Origin of the sequence: Paludibaculum fermentans (assembly GCF_051172195.1) — a bacterium.
GTDB lineage: Bacteria > Acidobacteriota > Terriglobia > Bryobacterales > Bryobacteraceae > Paludibaculum > Paludibaculum fermentans_A.
In genome coordinates this window covers 5,685,692-5,704,580 of sequence record NZ_JBPJAQ010000001.1, presented here as the reverse complement: position 1 = coordinate 5,704,580, position 18,889 = coordinate 5,685,692, and the positions used below count along the sequence as shown (strand labels likewise).

Genomic DNA, 18,889 nt, shown 5'->3' with positions numbered 1-18,889 from the left:
CCATGGCAGATTTGCGAAAACTCAAGGATCTGGACGGAATTGGTCCAAAGATGCTGAAGGATTTGGAACTGCTCGGGATCGCCAACATCGATCAGTTGAAGAAGCAGTCGGGACGGAAGATGTACGACCGGCTGTGTGAATTCACCGGTCAGAGGCAGGACCCGTGCGTGTTGGATGTGTTTGTCTGCGCGGTGGCGCAGGCGAAAGACCCAAACCTGCCGGCGGAGCAGCGCAACTGGTGGTACTGGAGCCGCGTGCGGAAGGGCCAGATCCGATGATTGGGGTCCATCTCGAAGCGGGCGCCGTGACGGTGCGCCGGATGCCCGCGCCGCGCAGGCCCAAGGGGTCGGCGCTCATCCGGCTGATCTGCGGCGGCATCTGCAACACCGACATCGAACTCCTCCGCGGCTACTATGGCTTCAAGGGGACGCCAGGCCACGAGTTCGTCGGCGAGGTGGTGGATAGCGACGATCCCGGCTGGGTGGGCCGCCGCGTAGTGGGCGAGATCAACCTCCCCTGCGGGCATTGCGACTGGTGCACGCGCGGCCTGGGACGGCATTGTCCCCGGCGAACCGTGCTCGGCATCGTGCGGCATCCCGGAGCGTTCCGCGAACTCCTCACTCTGCCCGAGGCGAATCTACGCGCGGTGCCGGCCAAGGTAAAGACCGAACATGCGGTCTTCACGGAACCCATCGCGGCGGCCTGCGAGATCCTCGATCAGGTCAGGATCCCTCGCGGCGAGAAGGTGGCGGTGCTGGGCGATGGGAAGTTGGGGCTGCTGATTGGCCAAACGTTGCGTTTCTCGGGAATGGAAGTACACCAATACGGGCGTCATAAAGAGAAACTGCGGATCGCCGAAGCAGCGGGCATTGATGCGAGATTATCGAACAAATTGCCGGCCGCCGCGTATGACTATGTGGTGGAGGCAACCGGCTCCAGCGAAGGTCTGATGCAGGCTGTGGGCATGACACGGCCGCGCGGGACCATCATCATGAAGTCCACCGTGCATGGAACGGTCGCCCTGGACGCCGCTCCGGTGATCGTCAATGAGATCACACTGGTGGGTTCGCGTTGCGGCCGCTTCGAACCGGCGCTCAAGTTGCTCCAAACCGGCAAATTACAATTGGACCAGATGATTTCGGAAGAATGCCCGCTGGCCGACGCGCCGCGGGCGTTTGCGCGTGCGCAGGAACGCGGAGTTTTGAAGGTGTTGTTGCGAGGTTCCTAACATGATTTCCCTGATCGTGATGGCGATGCTGATGCAGGCTCCAGCCGCGCAGGAGGTGAAGCCCGCGACTCTGGAGGGTTCCATCACCCATGCGGCGACGCAGACGGCTCTCCGCAAGGCCAAGGTGACCCTGACGCTGATCGGCGGCGGCGAACAGTCGCAATCGGCCGAGACGGGCGATGACGGAAAGTACACTCTCAAGGACGTCAAACCCGGGCGCTACCGCTTGACGGCTGAGAAGACGGGGTACCAGGCGACGGCCTACGGAGCGAAGAGCCCGGGCGAAGCGCTGGGACAGACCCTGCGGATTGATGCCGGAGCCGGGCTGACCGGCATGAATATCGCCCTTCCTAAGCAAGGCATCATCGCCGGCAAAATCGTCGACAACGATGGCGAACCGGTGGCCAAAGCCCTGGTACTGGCGATGAACAACATCTACGCCAATGGGAAGAAGATCCGCCTGCCGGCCGGCACGGTGCCGGTGATGAGCAACGATCTGGGTGAGTACAGGATTGGCCAGTTGCCGCCCGGCAAGTTCGTCGTCTGCGCGGTGCTGGAGGGATCCTACCAACCTCAGTTGAATCCCAAGGACGTCAAGACCGGCGTGGAAGAGTCGCTGGCCAACACCTGCTTCCCGTCGGTGCCCACCGTCGCCGAGGCGCAGTCCATTGAGATCAAGGACTCCTCCGAGGTGCCTGGCATCGACATCCGCATGAGCAAGGTGAAGACGGTCACGTTCACGGGCGTCATCGACGGCATCCCGGCCAGCACATCCTCCGTCACTTATCTCAGCCTGGTGCCGAAAGACGCCGGCCCAATCGGCCGGGCGATGGGGCCGCGGGCGTTGCTGCAGGGCGCGGACGGCAAGTTCACCTTCAAGAACGTGCCGCCCGGCGCTTACATCCTGCAGACCCTGCCGACGGGGCTCGGCAATGTGGCCTATGTCGTGAAATCGTCCATTGAGATCGGCGACCAGCCCATTGAGAAGGTGAACGTCCAGGCGGCCGCCCCGTTTGAAGTGAAAGGCCACCTGGTGGCCGACCCCTCACCTGAGCTGAAAGTCGGCTCGATCAAGATCGTGGCCGTGCCGGCGGACGATATTGTGGCCACCTTCGCCATGTCCTCGGCGGCCGATAACGGCGATTTCGTCCTCGGCAATCTGGTGGCGGGGCGGTACAGGCTGGCCCTCACCGGCATGCCTGCCACCCACTACGTGAAGGAAATCAAGTTCGGCGAGAAGACGCTGGAGAGCGACGAAGCGGATATTTCGAATGCAGCGACTCCGCTGGCGATCGCCCTGGGCCTGGCGACCGCGGATGTCGGCGGAGTTGTTCAGAACGACAAGGGCGAACCAGTGCCCTCTGTGAATGTCGGACTGGTGCCGGTGCCGAAGCGGGCCTTCCGCATGCGCGTCACGCGTACTGACCAGAATGGAGCCTTCAAGCTGCCCAGCGTCGCTCCGGGTGAGTACGCCATCTTGTCCCTCGATCAATTGGAAGCAGGCGCGCTGGAGGACGAGGAATTCCTCAAGCCCCTGCTGTCGAAAGCGAAAAAGGTCACTGTGCGGGAGTCTGGGCCGCAGAACCTTGAGCTGCGAGTGATACCGACTGCGGAGCGTTGACCTGCTTCCAGTAGCGCTCAATCACCTTCTCGACATAGGCCTGGGTTTCGCGATAAGGGGGAACGCCGTTGTATCTGGCGACGGCGCCCGAACCCGCGTTGTAGGCAGCCAAGGCGCGGCGCACCGGGTTGGGATCGTTCTCGTACTTCAACAGCAGTTCGCGCAGCAGGCGCGTTCCGGCGTCGATATTCTGCTCAACGTCGCGAGGGTCGGCGTTGAGGGACTGGGCCGTACCAGGCATTAATTGCATGACGCCAATCGCGCCGGCGCGAGAGACGGCATTCGTCTGATAAGCGGATTCCGTCATGGCCAGGGCGTGGACGATCGCCGGAGGAAGCCCGTACTTCAGCGCTGCTTCCGTGACCAGTTTCTTAGGATCCACTTCTTTGAATGGCGGGGGCGTGGGGGACTTGTCCGCCGGAGCCGCCTGCGGCGAAGGCGGGTCGTCTTCATGCTCCAGTTCCGCGATCAGATCAGCCTTCAGCTCAATCCGGCTGTCGGCGCTGATCAGGATGTAGCGGTCTTCCAGTTTCTCGATGCGTTGCGCACGGATCCGGGCGCCCGTGTGGAGCACGGCGATGTCGGCCGCGGCGAGCGGCAGGGCGGCGAGGACAAGGAAAAGAGCGAAGCGCATCATTGCATCTGGTCGTTGAAGTCGTCGTCACCGGCAGTGGGCGGCTCAGTCAGGCGGCCGGTACCGGCGGGCCGGCCTGCTCCCAGGTTCTCAAAATTCATTGCGGCGTTAAACAGCAGCATGAAGCTACCCTGGGTCTGCTGGCGCCACATGGGGTTGATAGCAAACAGGACGTAGTGGCCCTTACCCTGGGGTACATCGACCAGTGCCGGCTTGCCCGCGAGTTCCCTGCCCCCAGCCAGCAGGCCGGAAATCAGCAGGTCTTTCTCCTCGCCAAATTTGAGAATCGTGCGCGGACGCTCGGCCGGGGTCGGCAGGTAGGCGCGCATGTTCTCCAGCATCTCCGCACTGAGTTCGCCCGGCTTGGGTTCAGGCACGGCCGGAGCCGGAGGGCGCCCCTGGATAATATCGGGATCAGTGACACCGCCGCGGCCGCTGGCTCGGTTCTGGCCGCTCACGCTGGCTGCCTGGCCGCCGCCCCCACCGCCCAAACCAGCCGTCGCACTGGCGTTCAGAACCAGTTCGGCGCCCATGTAGACCGGCAGATGCTCGGAGTAACCGTAAGCGATGGGGCTGCGCGCGTCAGAGATCGCCGAATCCAGCACGCTGCCCCGGACCTTCAATTCCCGCGTGGGCTGGATCGTGATGCCGTCGATCAATCCATACGTGATGGGCAAGGAAGCATTGCCTCCGATGGTGATGAACAGACCGCCCGCCTCGACGAAGTCGCGGATATGCTGCACGCCTTCCAGGCCCAGACCGCCGCGGATGTCGTCCGTTTGATCCGGCGAGGTTCCAAAATTAGGAGTTAGCGTGGAGGCTTTCCACGGCACAGGCTCCCCGCGTTTCGGCATGCCGTTGACGATGCGCTGAGCTGTCCCGCCCATCGGGCCGAGGATGATGACGTCGAACTTCGACCGCAGGTCCGCTGTCGCGGCCACGGTGTGATCGGAGATGTAGGTGTACGGGACACCCGTCGTGTCCATCGCCAGCCGGAACCAGCCTTCGTTCTGCGTATTCAACCAGTTGTGGACCAGCGCGATGCGCGGAGCGGCCAGCGGGTGCTGCGCCGTCTTCGGAGCGCTCTTCAGGGCAACAATGTTGACGCCCAGTTCCGTCGCGGCCGACTGCAGGCGCTGCCGCAGATCTGAGGGATTGCCCGAGGCTGGAATCAGGAACGAACCCGCGACGAACTTCTGGCCTTCGGCTTCGAAAGCCTCCTCAGCCGCGTTCATCTTTATATCCTTCAACTTGTAGCGCAGCGTGGCCAACACCCGGTCGGCATTGTGGTTAATGGCGTAGACCGCTCCGTCGCCGGTGAGCTTGCCCTCGGGCGTAATCGAGCCGGTAACGGGCGCCATCGCCGCTTTCAGCACGGCAACGTCCGTAATCCGGGCGCTCTTGAGATTGCGCAGGGCCTGGACCGTCCAACCGGTGTCGTCGTAAGGCGGCGTATCGTTGGCGTTGTAGTATTGACGGTCCAGCAGCATATCGGCCAGCCGCGAGTAAGGCTGATCCATGCGGACGACATACGCGCCGGCGGCATTGCCCTGGTAAGGCTGGGTGAGACGCTGTACCTCGACACCATGCATTGCCAGTTGGTCAGCCAGCGAAGCCGCCTCGTTCGGACGCACGCTGGCATCGATGATGTAGGCGGCCGGACCTTCGGTGGTTGCTTTCGCGACACTGCGCTGGCTCTTCAGCCAGAAATTGCGGAGGAACGTCTCTTTGTTCGTGGCCGTGTAGTTCATGGCCAGCAGCAGCGCGGATTGCTGCATGTTCACGTTGTTGCGCTGCGACCACTTCACCTTCGGCAGCGGCGGATTCGGGCGGAACCAGGCTCGCGTGGTCTGGGCGGCCGGCACGGTGCGCTCGCGCGTGTCCGCGCCTCCGTTCCCGAAGGTCTCGTAAAACCGGCCGATCGAATTGTGCCCGTGGGCGACTTCCATGAGGTAGTTGGCGGCCCAACCGTCGTAGAACCCGTGGGTCCAGACGCCCGGCACGCCGCGCTTCGTCATCTCTTCAATCTCGTAGTAGGCAAGCTTCTGCCACTCATTGATGACGATGGGATCGAGCCAAGCGTTGTAAGGTCCCATGCCGGTGGACGTATAAAGAAACGGCACCGACTCGTGCAGATCGTGCAGAACCTGCGGGTGGAATTGCAGAAAAGCCTTTGTTATGTTGCGGCTAAGGGCCAGGGAGAGAGCCATGCCGTCGCGATTGTTGTCGTGTGCAACATATTTACCCCAATACAGCAGGCTGGGGGCGATCTTCCCCGGATTCTCCTTCTTCCAGCGGTAGAGGTCGACCATCTTCTCGCGGCCATCCACCTCAACTACCGGGGTGACCAGGACGATCGCGTTGTCGCGGATCTTCTGGATAAATGGAGTCTCCTCCACCGCCAAACGGTAGACCAACTCCATCGACATCTCCGGTGAACCGGTCTCCGGCGAATGGATGGAGGCGGTCGCCCAGTAGAAAGGCAAACCCTCCGCGATCAACTTGTCCGCTTCCGCCGGCGTCGTCTTGCGCGGATCGGCCAGCGTCGCCGTGATCTGCTTCAGCCGGTCCAAGCGGGCCAGATTGGCCTCGCTCGATACCACGACCACCACCATTTCGCGGTTCTCCTCGGTCTGTCCGATGGAGAGAACCCGCACGCGAGGCGAGGTCTTCTCCACCTCGCGCATATAGCGGTAGATGTCCTTGGCGTAGGTGAGCTTGTTCTCCGCACCGGCAATGTAGCCCAGGAACTTCTCCGGAGTCGGCACCTTGTCCGAAACCGGCAAGTGGTCGACGAGCTCCGTCAGGAACATCGGATCGGTCGTGAATTCGCGGATTTTCTTCGCGTAACCGTCGTCGAGCTTCTGGGTTTGAGCCAGCGCGAGGCTGGCGCCGAGGAAAAAGAGGACCGCAGGACAAGTCACGCGAGACATGTTTTCAGTATGCTGCAAGAGATGACCACTCTCACACACCTAGAATGCAGCCTGTGCGGAAAAACGTATCCGGCGCACCAGGCGCATAATCTCTGCGAGTGCGGCGGGCCGCTGCTGGTGCGTTATGACCTGGAAGCCGCGCGCAACGGCTGGAGCCGGGAGTGGATCGCCAGCGGGCCGTCCTCCATGTGGCGGTACGCGCCCGTGCTGCCGGTATCGAAGCCTACGTCGATGATTTCCCTAGGTGAAGGTTGGACCCCGCTGATCCGGGCCCGCCACTATGGCGCAGCCGTAGGAGCTCAGAACCTTTGGGTGAAGGACGAAGGCATCAATCCGACGGGTTCGTTCAAAGCGCGCGGGCTGGCCTGCTGCATCTCGATGTGCCACGAGCTGGGGATCAAGAAGGTAGCGCTTGGCTCGGCCGGCAACGCTGCCAGTGCGACGGCGGCTTACGCTGCGGCCGCGGGCATCGAAGCGCACATCTTCATGCCGAAGGACGTGCCCCAGGCCAACTACATCGAATGCAAGAGCTTCGGCGCCAAGGTCACGCTGGTCGATGGCCTGATCAGCGACTGCGGCCGCATCGTCAGCGAGCGGAAAGAGGCCGAGGGCTGGTTTGAAATCAATACTTTGAAGGAGCCGTACCGCATCGAGGGTAAGAAAACGATGGGTTATGAGGTGGCCGAGCAGTTCCAGTGGAATCTGCCGGACGCCATCTTCTATCCCACCGGCGGCGGCGTCGGCCTGATTGGCATGTGGAAGGCGTTCGACGAAATGGAAGCGCTGGGTTGGATCGGGTCCAAGCGGCCGAAGATGATCGTGGTCCAGGCGGATGGTTGCGCTCCGGTGGTGCGCGCCTTCGAGCAGGGCGCCGAACGCAGCACGTTCTGGGAGAACGCCATGACCGTCTCCAGCGGCCTGCGTGTGCCGAAACCGCTGGGCGATTTCCTCATCCTGCAGTCGGTCCGGGCCAGCAAAGGAACCTGTGTGGCCGTCAGTGACCGGGCGTCCCTCCTCGCCGGGGCGGAACTGGCGAGCCGCGAAGGCATCTTTGCGGCCCCCGAAGGAGCGGCCTGTTTCGCTGCGCTCGATCAACTGTTGAAGAACGGATTCCTGCAGCCGGAAGAGAAGATCGTGGTCTACAATACCGGCGCCGGGCTGAAATATCTCGAAGCCTACTCCACCTTGTTTCCAAGGACGTCCGAGAGCGAGAGCGACAAACTGGGGGGACTGATTACACCGCGCTAGTGCACCGGGCGGCAGACTCCCAACGCTCTGCCGCCTGATTCTCAGCCTTGGGTCCGGCGATCCCGATCGCACGGAACCATGACCGGACCCCGCCGTCTCGTCAGCGCCTTTGCCGCAACCGCAACAGCAGCACCCCACCCACTCCGCCAGCCAGCAGCAGCAGCGATGACGCTGGTTCCGGCACCGGCGCTGGCGCCTCCTCCACCTGGACTTGAAAACCCGAGACGCCAAGGATCACTTCGGAATCCGGATCCGTGCCCCCCAGGACGGACACTGCCCCATCGTAGAGCCCGGGCGCCAGCCCAAGCGGGACCGTCACGGAGAAGAAGTCGAACGGCCCTGTGGCAGCACCGCTCGCCAGTTGCAGCGGCGCATTCGCCATGAATGGAGTGGAATCGAAGCTCCAATCCAACGGCCCGGCCAGCGAGATGCTGAGCGAGTTGAGATACGCATCGTAGGGCAGGTCGCTGGTGGTCGTCCCGAGCGCGCCCTGGAAGGTCAGCGTCACGCCCTGCGAACCCGTCAGCAGCGAAGGGGTGAACACGACCGAAATCGAATCCGCACACGCCGGGAAGCCGCAGAGCAGGCCAAGCAGCACCGGCTGTAGAAGTTTGATGGTCATAGGAGCGTCCTTATCTATGTCGTTCTTGCTTCCCTAGGGCAGCGTGATCCGGCTTGCGGTGGTGAATGACCCGCCGGTGTAGGTTCCGGAGATGGTGAGAGTGGACGCCGCGCCGGCGGTCCCCACCGACCCTGGAAATGTCATCGTGGCCGTCACGGCCGCACCCGCCGCCACGGTCCCCAGCGTCTGCGGCAGCGGCGTGCCCGCGGTGGTCCCGATTTTGCCTGCCGTCAACCGGACATTCTGTGCCGCCGTGCCCCCTGTGTTGGCCACGCTGAGGACCGCCACGACCTGATTCGACCCGTTGCGCGACAGCGTCCTGGTGATCACGATCTTCGCCGGAGTCGAAGGCTGCGACGCGGCCAGGACATTGATCAGCACGCTCTTCGCGGCCGCGCTGTAGTTCCCCGCATCAGCCGGGGTGAACACGGTGGACAGGGTCTGGCCATTGCCCACCGCCAGCACCGTTCCCGCCGTAGGGGTATACACGAAGCTCCCGGGCACATTCGCGGTTGCGTTCAACTGCATCGCACCCAACGACGAGCCATACTGAATGGCTGCCGGATTAGCCCAGGTGAGCGCCGGTGCCGCCTGGAGGATCGTCAGTTGCTTCGAGTCGCTGCTGGTGACGAATACCGGCGTCCCGGAGAAAGTCGCCTGGAGTGTGTAGTTCCCGGCCGCGGTGCCGGCCGGTATCACCGCAGCGGCGCTGGCCGTGCCATTCACCACATTCGCGCAAACCGGAGCGATGGCTTGGCCGGACGTCGCGAAACAGACCTGGCCCCCGGCCACCACACCAGCGAGGCTGGTGACCGCCGCTGTCAAAGTGACGTTCTGCGCCTGTGGACTGTATGTACGCTGCAGATTGCTGGTGACTGTTGTCGTGGCGGCCGCCGGCGCCTGGGCCAGTTTCAGTACAAACGCGCTATCGGCGCCGTCGTGCGGAACCAGCGGCAGGGTCCCATTGTCGCCCAGCCAGTTGAAGCGGCTGCCGCCCGCTACATAAATGCTGCGCTCGTTGTCGAGGGCGATGCTGTTCGCATTGGTACGGTCACTGTTCCCGTAGAAGGTGTGCCACTGGTAGGCGCCGTTCGTATTCAGCGCCAGGACGAACAGGCCGCCATGGTAACCCGAGACCTGCGTGTTGTCGTGCAGCGAGGGTTGACCGTTGTCCCCGAAAAACGGGTGGTTCTCTTTGAACCCCGCTACGTATACCTTGCCCAGGCCATCCAGGACGATGTCCATGCCCCGCGACCCGTAGCCCTCGCCTCCATACAGCGTGTACCAGAGGCAGATGCCGGCAGGGTTGAACTTCGCCACGTACGTGCTCGATCCACTCCCATCGGTGTGCAGGGGCGGCGCCCCCGGATTGGCGGCGGTGGGACGCGCGTACCCGGTTGCGTACAGATTCCCGGCGCTGTCGGTGGCGACCCCATAGCCCATCAGGCTGCCTCCGAACAGGACACTCCACTCCATATTGCCGAAGCCCACCGCCGCATTGGGGCCTCCCACCTTCGCGACAAAGACGTTGTAGGCGCCGGAATTGTGCCATTGACCGGTAATGAAGATATTGCCCGCCGGATCCACCGTGATGCCGCGCGCCTGGCCTTCTCCCCAGATCGAATGCCACAAATAGCTGCCCTCCTGTGTCAGCGCCAGGATGTAGGGAGCGGCCGAAGGCCCGTCCGCCGCATGCAGCGGCGCCTCTGGAAAGCCTTTGCTCAGGGTTTCTCCAGTGATGTAGAGGTTGTGATTCGAAGGATCGATCACCATGTCCACACCGCCCTTGCTTCGGTTGTACTCGGTGTGCCAAAGGTACTGGCCTTGCGAATCCAGCTTCAACACGAAGGTCGCCGATTCGAGGTCGGAAACCGCGCCGTTGTAGCGCGGCGCCGGCAGACCGTCGGTCCGGAATTGACCTTCGCCCGTCACGTAAATACTGGCGCCGTCGGTTTCAACGGCAATCGCCGCGAAGGTGGCGTGATAGAAGGTGTGCCACAACAAGCCCCCGGAAGAGTTGAGCTTCATAATGAAGCCGACATAGTTCCCGGAGGGGTGCGCCTCCACCGCGTGGACCGGTGAACCTGGAGCGAAGTTCTCGGGGTGATGCGTGATCCCCGCCACATATACGTTCCCCAGGATGTCGGTGGCCACGGTCTTGCCCGTGCCGCTGCCAAACGCGGTCTCACCATGGTTGTAGAAGGTGTGCCACTGGTAATCAGGCGCCTGGGCGGCCATTGGGGCAACGGCGAGCGATGCCATCACCAGGCAGCGCGCCGCCGTGAGAAGAACTCTGTTCCTTGCGGATTGATCCTGCATGACTTTCCTCCAATTCGCCCGGACTAGTGCCTCTCGATGGGACGCCGGCGGGCTGGAAACACAACCCTACCGGGCCGCGCCGGGTGATAAAAGGAACGAGTTCCCGCGGTTACGGTAACCAGTTGGTAACGAGCGCCCCGTTTCATGTCTGGTTGCACGCCTTGTTGAACATCGGAGCAACAGGTATGCTTCTATCAAATGACCCGCGGTACAGTGGAGCACCCGGCGGTCCCTTCGGCCGCGGACATCCGCTCCCAACTCGCCCAGGTGATTGCATCGCGGGCCTTTGCGCGCTCCGAACGGCAACAGAAGTTCCTGCGGCACACGGTGGAAGCGGCAGTCGAAGGACGTGCCGAGGTATTGAAAGAGTCCACACTGGGTGTCGAAATTTTCAATCGCGGGTCGGATTTCGATGCACGCGCCGATAACATCGTGCGCGTCGAAGCACGCCGCCTCCGCCAGCGGTTACAGGACTACTATTTGAACGAAGGCGCGGCGGATGCGGTCCTGATCGACCTCCAGCCCGGCGGGTATGTGCCCCAGTTCTCCTGGAAGACCACCGCGGCAGCGCCACCCGCACCGCGCAGTTGGAAGTATCGCGCAGCCGCCGCGGGCATGGCTGTGCTGGGGCTGGCCATCGCGGCCGTTCTCATCTGGTTCCCCCGCCGCGAGGCGCCGCTCATCGCCGTGCTCCCCTTCGTCGAGTACGAGGCCGGCGAAGCGGGTCCCTATCTGGGCGACGGCATCGCCGAAGACATCCTCCAACTGCTGGCCGAAACACCCCGCCTGCGCGTGGTCTCCCGCACCTCCACATTCCGCTTCCGCGGGCCCAATCTCGACCTCTCCGCCATCCGCAACCGGCTGGGGGCCAAACTGCTGCTCGAAGGCAACGTCCGCAGAAACAGCGGGCGCATCCGCATCGCCGCCCGCCTGGTGGATGCCGGCACCGGCGTTCCCGTCTGGGCGGATACCCGCGAGACCGATGCCGCCGGCCTCGACGGCGCGGAACGTACCCTTGCCGCCGGCGTGGCCTCGGCCCTGAAGGCGGGCAGCCTCCGGCCCCTTCCAGGTCATCTGCCGCCTGCCGAAGCACGCGACCTGCTGGCCCGCGCCCGGTATCTCGCCGCCAGGGGTGGCGCCGCCAACCGGCAGCAGGCGGTCGCTCTCTATGAACAGGCGGTGACCCTCGATCCCGGCTATGCCCGCGCTTGGGCGGAACTGGCCCGCATCCTTAGCCTGATCGCCTTCCACGACTCCGTCGAAGCAGACCGCCTGGCGCCCCGCATCCGCGACGCCGCCGCCCGCGCCCTGCGCCTCGATGGCACCCTCGCCGATCCTCACTTCGCCCTCGCGCGCCTCGCCTGGTCTCACGAGTGGAACTGGAACGCCGCAGAAAGCGGCTGGCTCAAGACGCTGGAAATCAATCCCAACTATGCAGGCGCCCACCAGGCCTATGCCCTGGGCCTGATGTCGCGCGGCCGCTTTCGCGAAGCGCTGGAACACTCCCGCCGCGCCAGGGAACTCGACCCCATGTCCTATGCCGCCAGCAACGACCTCGGTCTCGTCCTGTACGCTGCCCGCCAGTTCGACCAGGCCGCCGCTCATGCGCGTGCCTCCCTGTCCCTCGCCCCAGAATCGCCTTACCCACGCATCCTGCTCGGCATCGTGGAGGCTGCCCGCAACCGTCCCGTCGAAGCCGCGGCTGAGTTCGAACAGACAGTCTCCTCCCTGTCGCGCGATCCGGGCATCCTCGGCCGCCTCGGCAATGTCTACGCCCGCTCCGGACGCGTCGCCGAAGCGCAGGCCGTGCTCTCCGAACTGCAACGCAATCCGGACGCGGGGCGCATCTACATGGCCATGGTGGAAACCGGCCTCGGTCATCGCGATCGCGCGCTGGAACTGCTGGAAATGAGCCTCGCCCGGCGCGAATCGGATGTCGTCTTCGCCGGCATCGATCCTGTGTTCGACCCGCTGCTGCGTGAACCGCGCTTCCAGGCCGTGTGCCGGAAGCTGAATCTGCCGCCGCGATAGCCGGCTCCACGTGCGCTATCGTAAGTCCTGCCCTGGCCACGCGTGCCGGGCAACGCCGTAGACTGTAACTACAGAAAGGAAGGTGGCAGCTTGAAGGCTTCCCGAGTCCTAACCCTCCAGGCATCGGTGCTGCTGCTCCTGATGGCCCCCTCGTACTCTCGCTTGACCGCACAGGAACCCGCGCAAAGCAAAATCGTACGGCTGGCGGAATTGGAGATCGACCAAGCCCAGCTTGAGAAATACAAGGCCGCGCTGAGGGAGGAGATCGAAGCCTCAATCCGGCTGGAGCCGGGCGTTCTCACCCTCTATGCCATGGCCCTGAAGGACAACCCCACGCAGGTCAGGATCCTTGAGACCTACGCCGATGTCGCCGCGTACAGGGCGCACCTGGAAACCCCTCATTTTAAGAAGTACAAGGCAGCCACGCAGGGCATGGTGAAGTCGCTGAAACTGCTGGAAACCGACCCCATCCTGCTCGGAACCAAAGGCCGCTAGGTACAGGCAGGATTGGGGCACAGAGATCGGTAGCGAGTGGCCGGCCCCCAACTGCCTGGTCCTCGATTAATGGGTGTGCCTGCGCCGGAACCCGTTCGATTCTTCGCGCCACCCGATGTACAGAATACTTCCGACGCCGAAGACGATACCGATCAGAAATACGATACCTAGAACCAATGTGAGCATGGTGGGGCTTATGGTAATCACGCTAGACACTTCTGTATTGATTCTCGGGCGCACTGAACCGCAATGTAGCCCGGTGGCGCGACACGAAAGATTGAGCCAGCTTAACAATCCCGCAGAGCATTATCGGATCAATCCGTAAAGTATTGACGATGGTACCCAAAGATAATCCGGACAAATTCTGGCTGATTTCTCTGATGCGACCAGGATAATACTATCAGATCTGCAAATAGCGTGAAAAGCCCAAACACGCGCCCGCAAGCACACCTGGCGCGATACCAGCCGGCCCTCTGCAACCAGACTTAACGGTCCTGAATTAGGGGTATCCAAGCGCCGCGCTAACGAACCGCGCGGGTCTCGGTTTGTCCGGCCTCTGTCGAACGCAGGGTGCGCGTATCCCGCATCGGCGTCTGGCCAAATAGCCGCTTGTACTCGCGCGTGAACTGGCTGGCGCTTTCGTAGCCGACCTCTAGCGCCGCGCTACCCGCATCCAGGCCGTGGATCGACATTCTGGATCGCGCCTCCTGCAGCCGGATCTGCTTCTGATATTGGAGCGGACTCATCGCCGTCAGTGCCCGGAAGTGGTGATGCAGCGTGGAGACCCCCATGCCCGCCAGCTCCGCAAGTTCCTCCAGCTTGAGAGGTTTTGCATAGTTGTCCCTGATCCACGCGATCGCTTTCGCCGTCCGGTAGCTCTGGTCACCCAACGTCGCAATGGCGCGCAGGCGAACACCTTCGGGTCCTCGCAGCACGCGGAAGATGATCTCGCGCTCAATCAGGCCGTGGAGGAACGCAATATCTCGAGGCTGGTCCAGCAGGCGCATCAGCCGGCAGAAGGAATCAAGCAACTCCACGGTGACCTCACCCAGGGACATGGCCGACCCGGTCCCAGCATGGGGCGCACTCGCAATCTCTTCCCGGCTGAGTAGTTCCCTGACCACAGGCATCTGCAGTTTTAAAGAGAGCGCCAGGCACGGCGTTTGCTCACTCGCTTCGACCACCCGGGCCACGACCGGCAGGGCCACCGACGCCAACAGGTAGTGGGAGGCACCATAGGTGAAGGTCTGGCCGCCGAGTTCCACCCTCTTACGACCCTGCGCGGTCAATATCAGCGACGGCTCGTAAGTCATTGAACAGGGTGGAGTCGGAGCCGTCCTCTGATGCACGGTGAGACCCGGCACCTCGGTAATCCGCTTTTGCTCCGAGCCGATGTAGGCCGCAATCCTAAGGGTCAGCTCATCTTTTAAATCCTGCAGCCGATCCGGCACCAGGCTGAACTCTCCGGCGGGATTTGGGATCATCACGCGGGCTCCTTCGCCCCCAGAGTACCGCCCGAGCGAACGGTTTCGCTAGCCATCGACAGGATTAGGCTAAAAGTCGGCAGGTTCAGGCTACCGGCCGCAAGCCGTCCGGGCCTACTCTTGAATCGGTAAAGTGGGCGCGCCGGAAAGGCTTCACGCCCGCTCAGATCGCACTCGGTTGGCTCCTGGCGCAAAAGCCCTGGATCGTGCCGATTCCGGGCACGACGAAACTCGCGCACCTCGAGGAGGATCTCGGCGCGATCAACGTCGGGTTCTCAGCCGGCGAATTGCAGGAGTTCGACGCGGCGGCTTCCAGGATCGCCATACAAGGGGCGCGACTCGATCCCGCTGCCCTGCAGATGGTCGGCCGTTGAAGTCGACAGGACATCGAAAGAGGTTCGATATGAAGAGAAGATTGTTTGTCGGCGGCGCCTTCGCCGGACTCCCCATTCACCTGGCATCCGCGGCTCCGCAGGCCGTCAAGGCTGGCGGCATCCCGGTCACCACCCTTGGCAAGACAGGCCTGAAGGTCAGCGTGATCGCGCAGGGCGGGGCCCGTATGGACTTGCACCCAACCGTTGCGGCCGCAGCAGAGCATGTTCGCAGGATGTACGATCTCGGGCTGACTTACTTTGACTGCGCCCGCATGTACTGGCAGGGACGCTCGGAAGAAGCCTACGGCATTGGACTGCAGGGTGTTCGCAATGACGTCTTCCTCACGTCAAAGTCCGCACAGCGCACCGCCAAAGGCGCACAAACGGACTTGGAAACCTCGCTTCGCCTGCTGAAAACAGATCACCTCGACCTCTGGCAAATGCACGATCTTCGGACACAGAACGAAATTGACGCGATCTTTGCGCCCGGCGGAGCGATGGAGACGTTTGAAGCCGCGAAGAAAGCCGGCAAGTGCCGCCTGATCGGCTTCACTGGGCATTTTGATCCCGCGACTCACGCTGCGATGTTGAAGGCCTACAACAAGTGGGACACGGTGATGATGCCTGTGCATGCCGCCGATCACGCGTACCTCAGCTTTGAGAAGACGGCCCTGCCGGTTGCCAAAGAAATGGGCATCGGAGTCCAGGCCATTAAGATCTTCGCCAAGGCGAACCTCCTGCGATCGTTGAGTGCGACCGAATGCCTGCGGTACGCCCTGAGTCAACCCGGAGTGCATGTCGCCATCTGCGGCGCGGGCACACAGGGGCAGATGGAAGATAACATCCGCACGGCCCAGGGTTTCAAACCGATGGCAGCGGAAGAGCTGGCGGCCACGCAAAAGAAAGCGGTGACCGGAGCCGGCGTTTATACCGGACCAACGCTCGAGTACTGGAAGAAGGCCTGAAGGGAACGCTATGAACAACGCTGAAAGCGCCGGCCGTCCACTGAACCATCACACGGACCGCCGCTCGTTCTTACAAACAACGGGAGCGGTCGCCGCGGGAATAGCCGGCGGACTCCTCTCTTCCGCCAACGCCCAGCAGGAAAGCGGGGAGTCACTCAAGCGACTGGTCACCGGCCGGCGCAAACTCGGAAAACTGGAGGTGTCCAGCATCGGTCTCGGTTGCCAGGACATGACCGGAGCCGTCTACGCTTCCACCCCTCACCGGCCCGACATGATCGCCCTCGTCCGCGCTGCTTATGACCGTGGCGTGACGTTCTTTGATGCCGCCGAAGCCTATGGTCCCTTCGAAGTCGAACGGATCCTCGGCGAAGCCGTCGCGCCCTTCCGCAACCAGGTAGCCCTGGCGACCAAGTTCGGCTGGAATATCGACCCCGAAACCGGGCGGATGCTGGGCGGCCTCAACAGCCGGCCCGAGCATATCCGCGTGGCCGTCGACGGCATGCTGAAACGGCTCCAGACGGATCACATCGATCTGCTGTATCAGCACCGCGTCGATCCCGCGGTTCCCATCGAGGATGTGGCCGGTGCGGTCAAAGACCTGATTGCTCAAGGCAAGGTAGGACACTACGGGCTTTCTGAGCCCGGCCCCCAAACAATCCGCCGCGCTCACGCGGTCCACCCGGTCTCTGCGATCCAGAACGAATACTCCATCATGGCGCGCGATCCGGAAGCCCAGATCCTGCCCGTCTGCAAAGAGCTCGGCATCGGCCTGGTATGCTGGGGCCCTCTCGCCCAGGGCTTCCTGGCGGGCGCCATCGACCGCGACACGAAATTCCAGCCTCGTGATTTCCGCGGCTCCGTCCCCTGGTTCTTCCCGGATAACCGCCCAGCCAATCTCGCGATTGTCGAAACGTTGAAAGACTGGGCGCAGCGCAAGAAGGCGACACCCGCTCAGATCTCGCTCGCCTGGCTGTTGGCGCAAGGGCCATCGGTGGTTCCGATTCCCGGCACGAACAAGCTGCCGCATTTGATCGACGATCTGGGTGGCGACGCAGTCCACTTCACGCCCGAGGAGCTACGCGACCTGAATACCGCGTTGGGCCGTACCCCCGTCCAGGGCGCACGCATGGGGCAGTTCATTCTGTCGCTCTCCGGCGTGGAAGCGCCTCCAAAGAAATGATGCTCGCAGCCGGCTGGCCAGCCAGGGAGGGAAGGTCACAATGAGAGTCTTCGCAGCCATCGGGATCGCGATCCAGATCTTCTCCGCCAGCGCGCAAAGCCCGATCCCGGCCGGGCCGCAGACCATTCGGATCACCCGAGCCGGCACGCAGCCGCCACAGCCTGCGCCCGCCGATCACTTCACCGGCTCCGCCCGCGTCGATACCCCCTTCCAGGGCAGTGCTCCGGCCCGCATCTCCGGAGCCCGTGTACTGTTCGAGCCCGGCGCCAGAACCGCCTGGCACACTCATCCCCTGGGACAGACGCTGGTCGTCACCGCGGGCACCGGCCGCATTCAGCGCTGGGGCGACCCCGTGGACGAAATCCGGCAGGGCGACGTGGTCTGGATCCCGCCAGGCCAGAAGCACTGGCACGGGGCCGCACCACATACCTCAATGACGCACATCGCCATCAGTGAACAGTTGGACGGCAAGGTCGTTGAATGGCTGGAACAGGTCAGCGAGGCGCAATTCACCGCGCCCCTGCGTGGCCAGGCCGCCGACGCAAACTCCACCCCTCGCCCCCGGCCGTCTCAGGCCGCGATGGGCAACTTCGCCCCCAAGCTGGCCCAGGTCACGGATGATGTGCTGTACGGCGACATCTGGGAGCGCCCCGACCTGTCGAAACGGGACCGGAGCCTCGCCACGGTAGCCGCGCTGATCGCGTTGAATCGCCCGGACCAGCTCCGGTCGCACCTTCGCATCGCACGCCAGAATGGGGTGACGCAGGAAGAGTTGATCGAGACCATCACACACCTGGCCTTCTACGCCGGCTGGCCCAACGCCGTCACCGCCATCGGCATCGCCAGGGAGGTCTTCGAGAAGAAATGAGGAACTTCATGAAGTGGCTGCTGCCGGCCATCCTCCTGGCCACCGCCCATGCGCAACCGGGGCCCGCACCCAAAGTGATCAACCTGTGGCCCGCCACCGCACCCGGATCCGAGTCCTGGAAACAGCCGGAAACCACTGTCGGCAACACGGGCAACCGGCGCATCATGAACGTCAGCACGCCTACACTGACCGCCTATCTGCCGGATCCCTCCACCGCGACCGGCACAGCCGTCATCATCGCTCCAGGCGGTGGCTTCGTCTGGTTGTCGATTGACTCGGAAGGGCACGACGTCGCGCAATGGCTGGCCGCTCGCGGAATTGCCGGCATCGTCCTCAAGTACCGGTTGTTGCAGGTAGAAGGCCAGGAACCCGCCCAGGTAACGCAAGCCGCCACTGCGGCCCTCGCCGCCATGATGCGCCAGCGCAGCCTGGTCGACGACTACAGCAAGTTCGCAATGGCCGACGGAACTCAGGCGGTCAGCGTGGTTCGAGCCCATGCCGCGGAGTGGGGCATCTCGCCCGACCGCGTCGTCCTCATGGGCTTCTCGGCCGGCGCGATCCTCACCTCCACCGTGGTGCTGCAATCAGAGGCGCGGCCAAACTATGCGGCCCCAATCTATGGCGGGCCCTTCAACGAAATGCCCCCCATTCCACAAGGCCTGCCGCCCATCTTTCTCGCCGTCGCACAGGATGATGCTGGCGCGGAGCCTCTCGTCACCCGGTTTCACACAGCGCTCAAGGCCGCGGGCTACAAGCCGGAACTGCACGTCTTCAGCTCAGGTGGTCACGGCTTCGGGATGCGCAAACAAGGCAAATCCAGCGACCACTGGATCGACGAGTTTTACTACTGGTTGGAAGCGTACGGGCTGACACGCCCTGCCAAATAA

The 18,889-nt window shown here is 63.2% G+C and carries 15 protein-coding genes and 1 pseudogene; 11 read left to right on the top strand and 5 right to left on the bottom strand.

Annotated elements, in window-relative coordinates; genetic code table 11:
• Positions 1 to 2 precede the first annotated feature (2 nt).
• From ACR9Y2_RS22865 to ACR9Y2_RS22855, 3 genes are read left to right on the top strand one after another with little or no spacing between them, the layout of a single operon-like run.
• Positions 3 to 278: a helix-hairpin-helix domain-containing protein gene (locus ACR9Y2_RS22865; RefSeq protein ID WP_435043976.1), complete on the top strand. Its 276-nt coding sequence runs from the start codon at positions 3 to 5 to the stop codon at positions 276 to 278.
• Positions 275 to 1,228 carry an MDR/zinc-dependent alcohol dehydrogenase-like family protein gene (locus tag ACR9Y2_RS22860; protein WP_435043975.1) on the top strand — a complete coding sequence of 318 codons (954 nt, stop codon included), beginning with the start codon at positions 275 to 277 and terminating at the stop codon, positions 1,226 to 1,228. The genes ACR9Y2_RS22865 and ACR9Y2_RS22860 overlap by 4 nt, the downstream gene beginning before the upstream one ends.
• Before the next feature lies 1 nt (position 1,229).
• Positions 1,230 to 2,849: a carboxypeptidase regulatory-like domain-containing protein gene (locus ACR9Y2_RS22855; protein WP_435043974.1), complete on the top strand. Its 1,620-nt coding sequence runs from the start codon at positions 1,230 to 1,232 to the stop codon at positions 2,847 to 2,849.
• On the opposite strand, the gene ACR9Y2_RS22850 is transcribed toward ACR9Y2_RS22855, so the two are convergent.
• Together ACR9Y2_RS22850 and ACR9Y2_RS22845 are read right to left on the bottom strand one after the other, a co-directional pair.
• On the bottom strand, positions 2,785 to 3,486 hold the full coding sequence (locus ACR9Y2_RS22850; RefSeq protein ID WP_435043973.1) for a lytic transglycosylase domain-containing protein: 702 nt from the start codon (positions 3,484 to 3,486) through the stop codon (positions 2,785 to 2,787). The two genes, ACR9Y2_RS22855 and ACR9Y2_RS22850, sit on opposite strands and share 65 nt — an antisense overlap.
• A complete protein-coding gene (locus ACR9Y2_RS22845; RefSeq protein ID WP_435043972.1) occupies positions 3,483 to 6,416 on the bottom strand; it encodes a M14 family zinc carboxypeptidase in 2,934 nt (977 codons plus the stop codon). Before ACR9Y2_RS22845 ends, ACR9Y2_RS22850 begins: the two co-directional genes overlap by 4 nt.
• A gap of 21 nt (positions 6,417 to 6,437) precedes the next feature.
• Between ACR9Y2_RS22845 and ACR9Y2_RS22840 the strand changes: the two genes are divergently transcribed.
• Positions 6,438 to 7,664 carry a threonine synthase gene (locus tag ACR9Y2_RS22840; RefSeq protein ID WP_435043971.1) on the top strand — a complete coding sequence of 409 codons (1,227 nt, stop codon included), beginning with the start codon at positions 6,438 to 6,440 and terminating at the stop codon, positions 7,662 to 7,664.
• A 100-nt stretch (positions 7,665 to 7,764) separates the two neighbouring features.
• Here the strand turns inward: ACR9Y2_RS22840 and ACR9Y2_RS22835 are convergent, their stop codons facing one another.
• Positions 7,765 to 8,286, bottom strand: a complete 522-nt coding sequence (locus ACR9Y2_RS22835; protein ID WP_435043970.1) for a PEP-CTERM sorting domain-containing protein — start codon at positions 8,284 to 8,286, stop codon at positions 7,765 to 7,767.
• Positions 8,287 to 8,319: 33 nt separating this feature from the next.
• Positions 8,320 to 10,605, bottom strand: a complete 2,286-nt coding sequence (locus ACR9Y2_RS22830; RefSeq protein WP_435043969.1) for a hypothetical protein — start codon at positions 10,603 to 10,605, stop codon at positions 8,320 to 8,322.
• Between the two features lie 198 nt (positions 10,606 to 10,803).
• Between ACR9Y2_RS22830 and ACR9Y2_RS22825 the strand changes: the two genes are divergently transcribed.
• Both ACR9Y2_RS22825 and ACR9Y2_RS22820 read left to right on the top strand, forming a co-directional pair.
• Positions 10,804 to 12,636, top strand: coding sequence for a tetratricopeptide repeat protein (locus tag ACR9Y2_RS22825; RefSeq protein WP_435043968.1), 1,833 nt, complete (start codon positions 10,804 to 10,806; stop codon positions 12,634 to 12,636).
• A 90-nt stretch (positions 12,637 to 12,726) separates the two neighbouring features.
• The gene (locus ACR9Y2_RS22820; RefSeq protein WP_435043967.1) at positions 12,727 to 13,131 is read left to right on the top strand and encodes a putative quinol monooxygenase; all 405 of its coding nucleotides are present in this window, start codon (positions 12,727 to 12,729) and stop codon (positions 13,129 to 13,131) included.
• A gap of 521 nt (positions 13,132 to 13,652) precedes the next feature.
• Here ACR9Y2_RS22820 and ACR9Y2_RS22815 read toward each other — a convergent pair.
• Positions 13,653 to 14,615, bottom strand: a complete 963-nt coding sequence (locus ACR9Y2_RS22815; protein ID WP_435043966.1) for an AraC family transcriptional regulator N-terminal domain-containing protein — start codon at positions 14,613 to 14,615, stop codon at positions 13,653 to 13,655.
• Positions 14,616 to 14,752: 137 nt separating this feature from the next.
• On the opposite strand from ACR9Y2_RS22815, the pseudogene ACR9Y2_RS22810 reads away from it, so the two are divergent.
• From ACR9Y2_RS22810 to ACR9Y2_RS22790, 5 genes and pseudogenes are all read left to right on the top strand, one after another.
• Positions 14,753 to 14,989: pseudogene (locus ACR9Y2_RS22810) on the top strand (aldo/keto reductase); the annotation flags it as partial.
• A 29-nt stretch (positions 14,990 to 15,018) separates the two neighbouring features.
• Positions 15,019 to 15,954, top strand: coding sequence for an aldo/keto reductase (locus ACR9Y2_RS22805; RefSeq protein ID WP_435043965.1), 936 nt, complete (start codon positions 15,019 to 15,021; stop codon positions 15,952 to 15,954).
• A 10-nt stretch (positions 15,955 to 15,964) separates the two neighbouring features.
• The gene (locus ACR9Y2_RS22800; RefSeq protein WP_435043964.1) at positions 15,965 to 17,134 is read left to right on the top strand and encodes an aldo/keto reductase; all 1,170 of its coding nucleotides are present in this window, start codon (positions 15,965 to 15,967) and stop codon (positions 17,132 to 17,134) included.
• Positions 17,135 to 17,174: 40 nt separating this feature from the next.
• Positions 17,175 to 18,002: a (R)-mandelonitrile lyase gene (locus ACR9Y2_RS22795; RefSeq protein ID WP_435043963.1), complete on the top strand. Its 828-nt coding sequence runs from the start codon at positions 17,175 to 17,177 to the stop codon at positions 18,000 to 18,002.
• Between the two features lie 8 nt (positions 18,003 to 18,010).
• Positions 18,011 to 18,889 carry an alpha/beta hydrolase gene (locus ACR9Y2_RS22790; protein ID WP_435043962.1) on the top strand — a complete coding sequence of 293 codons (879 nt, stop codon included), beginning with the start codon at positions 18,011 to 18,013 and terminating at the stop codon, positions 18,887 to 18,889.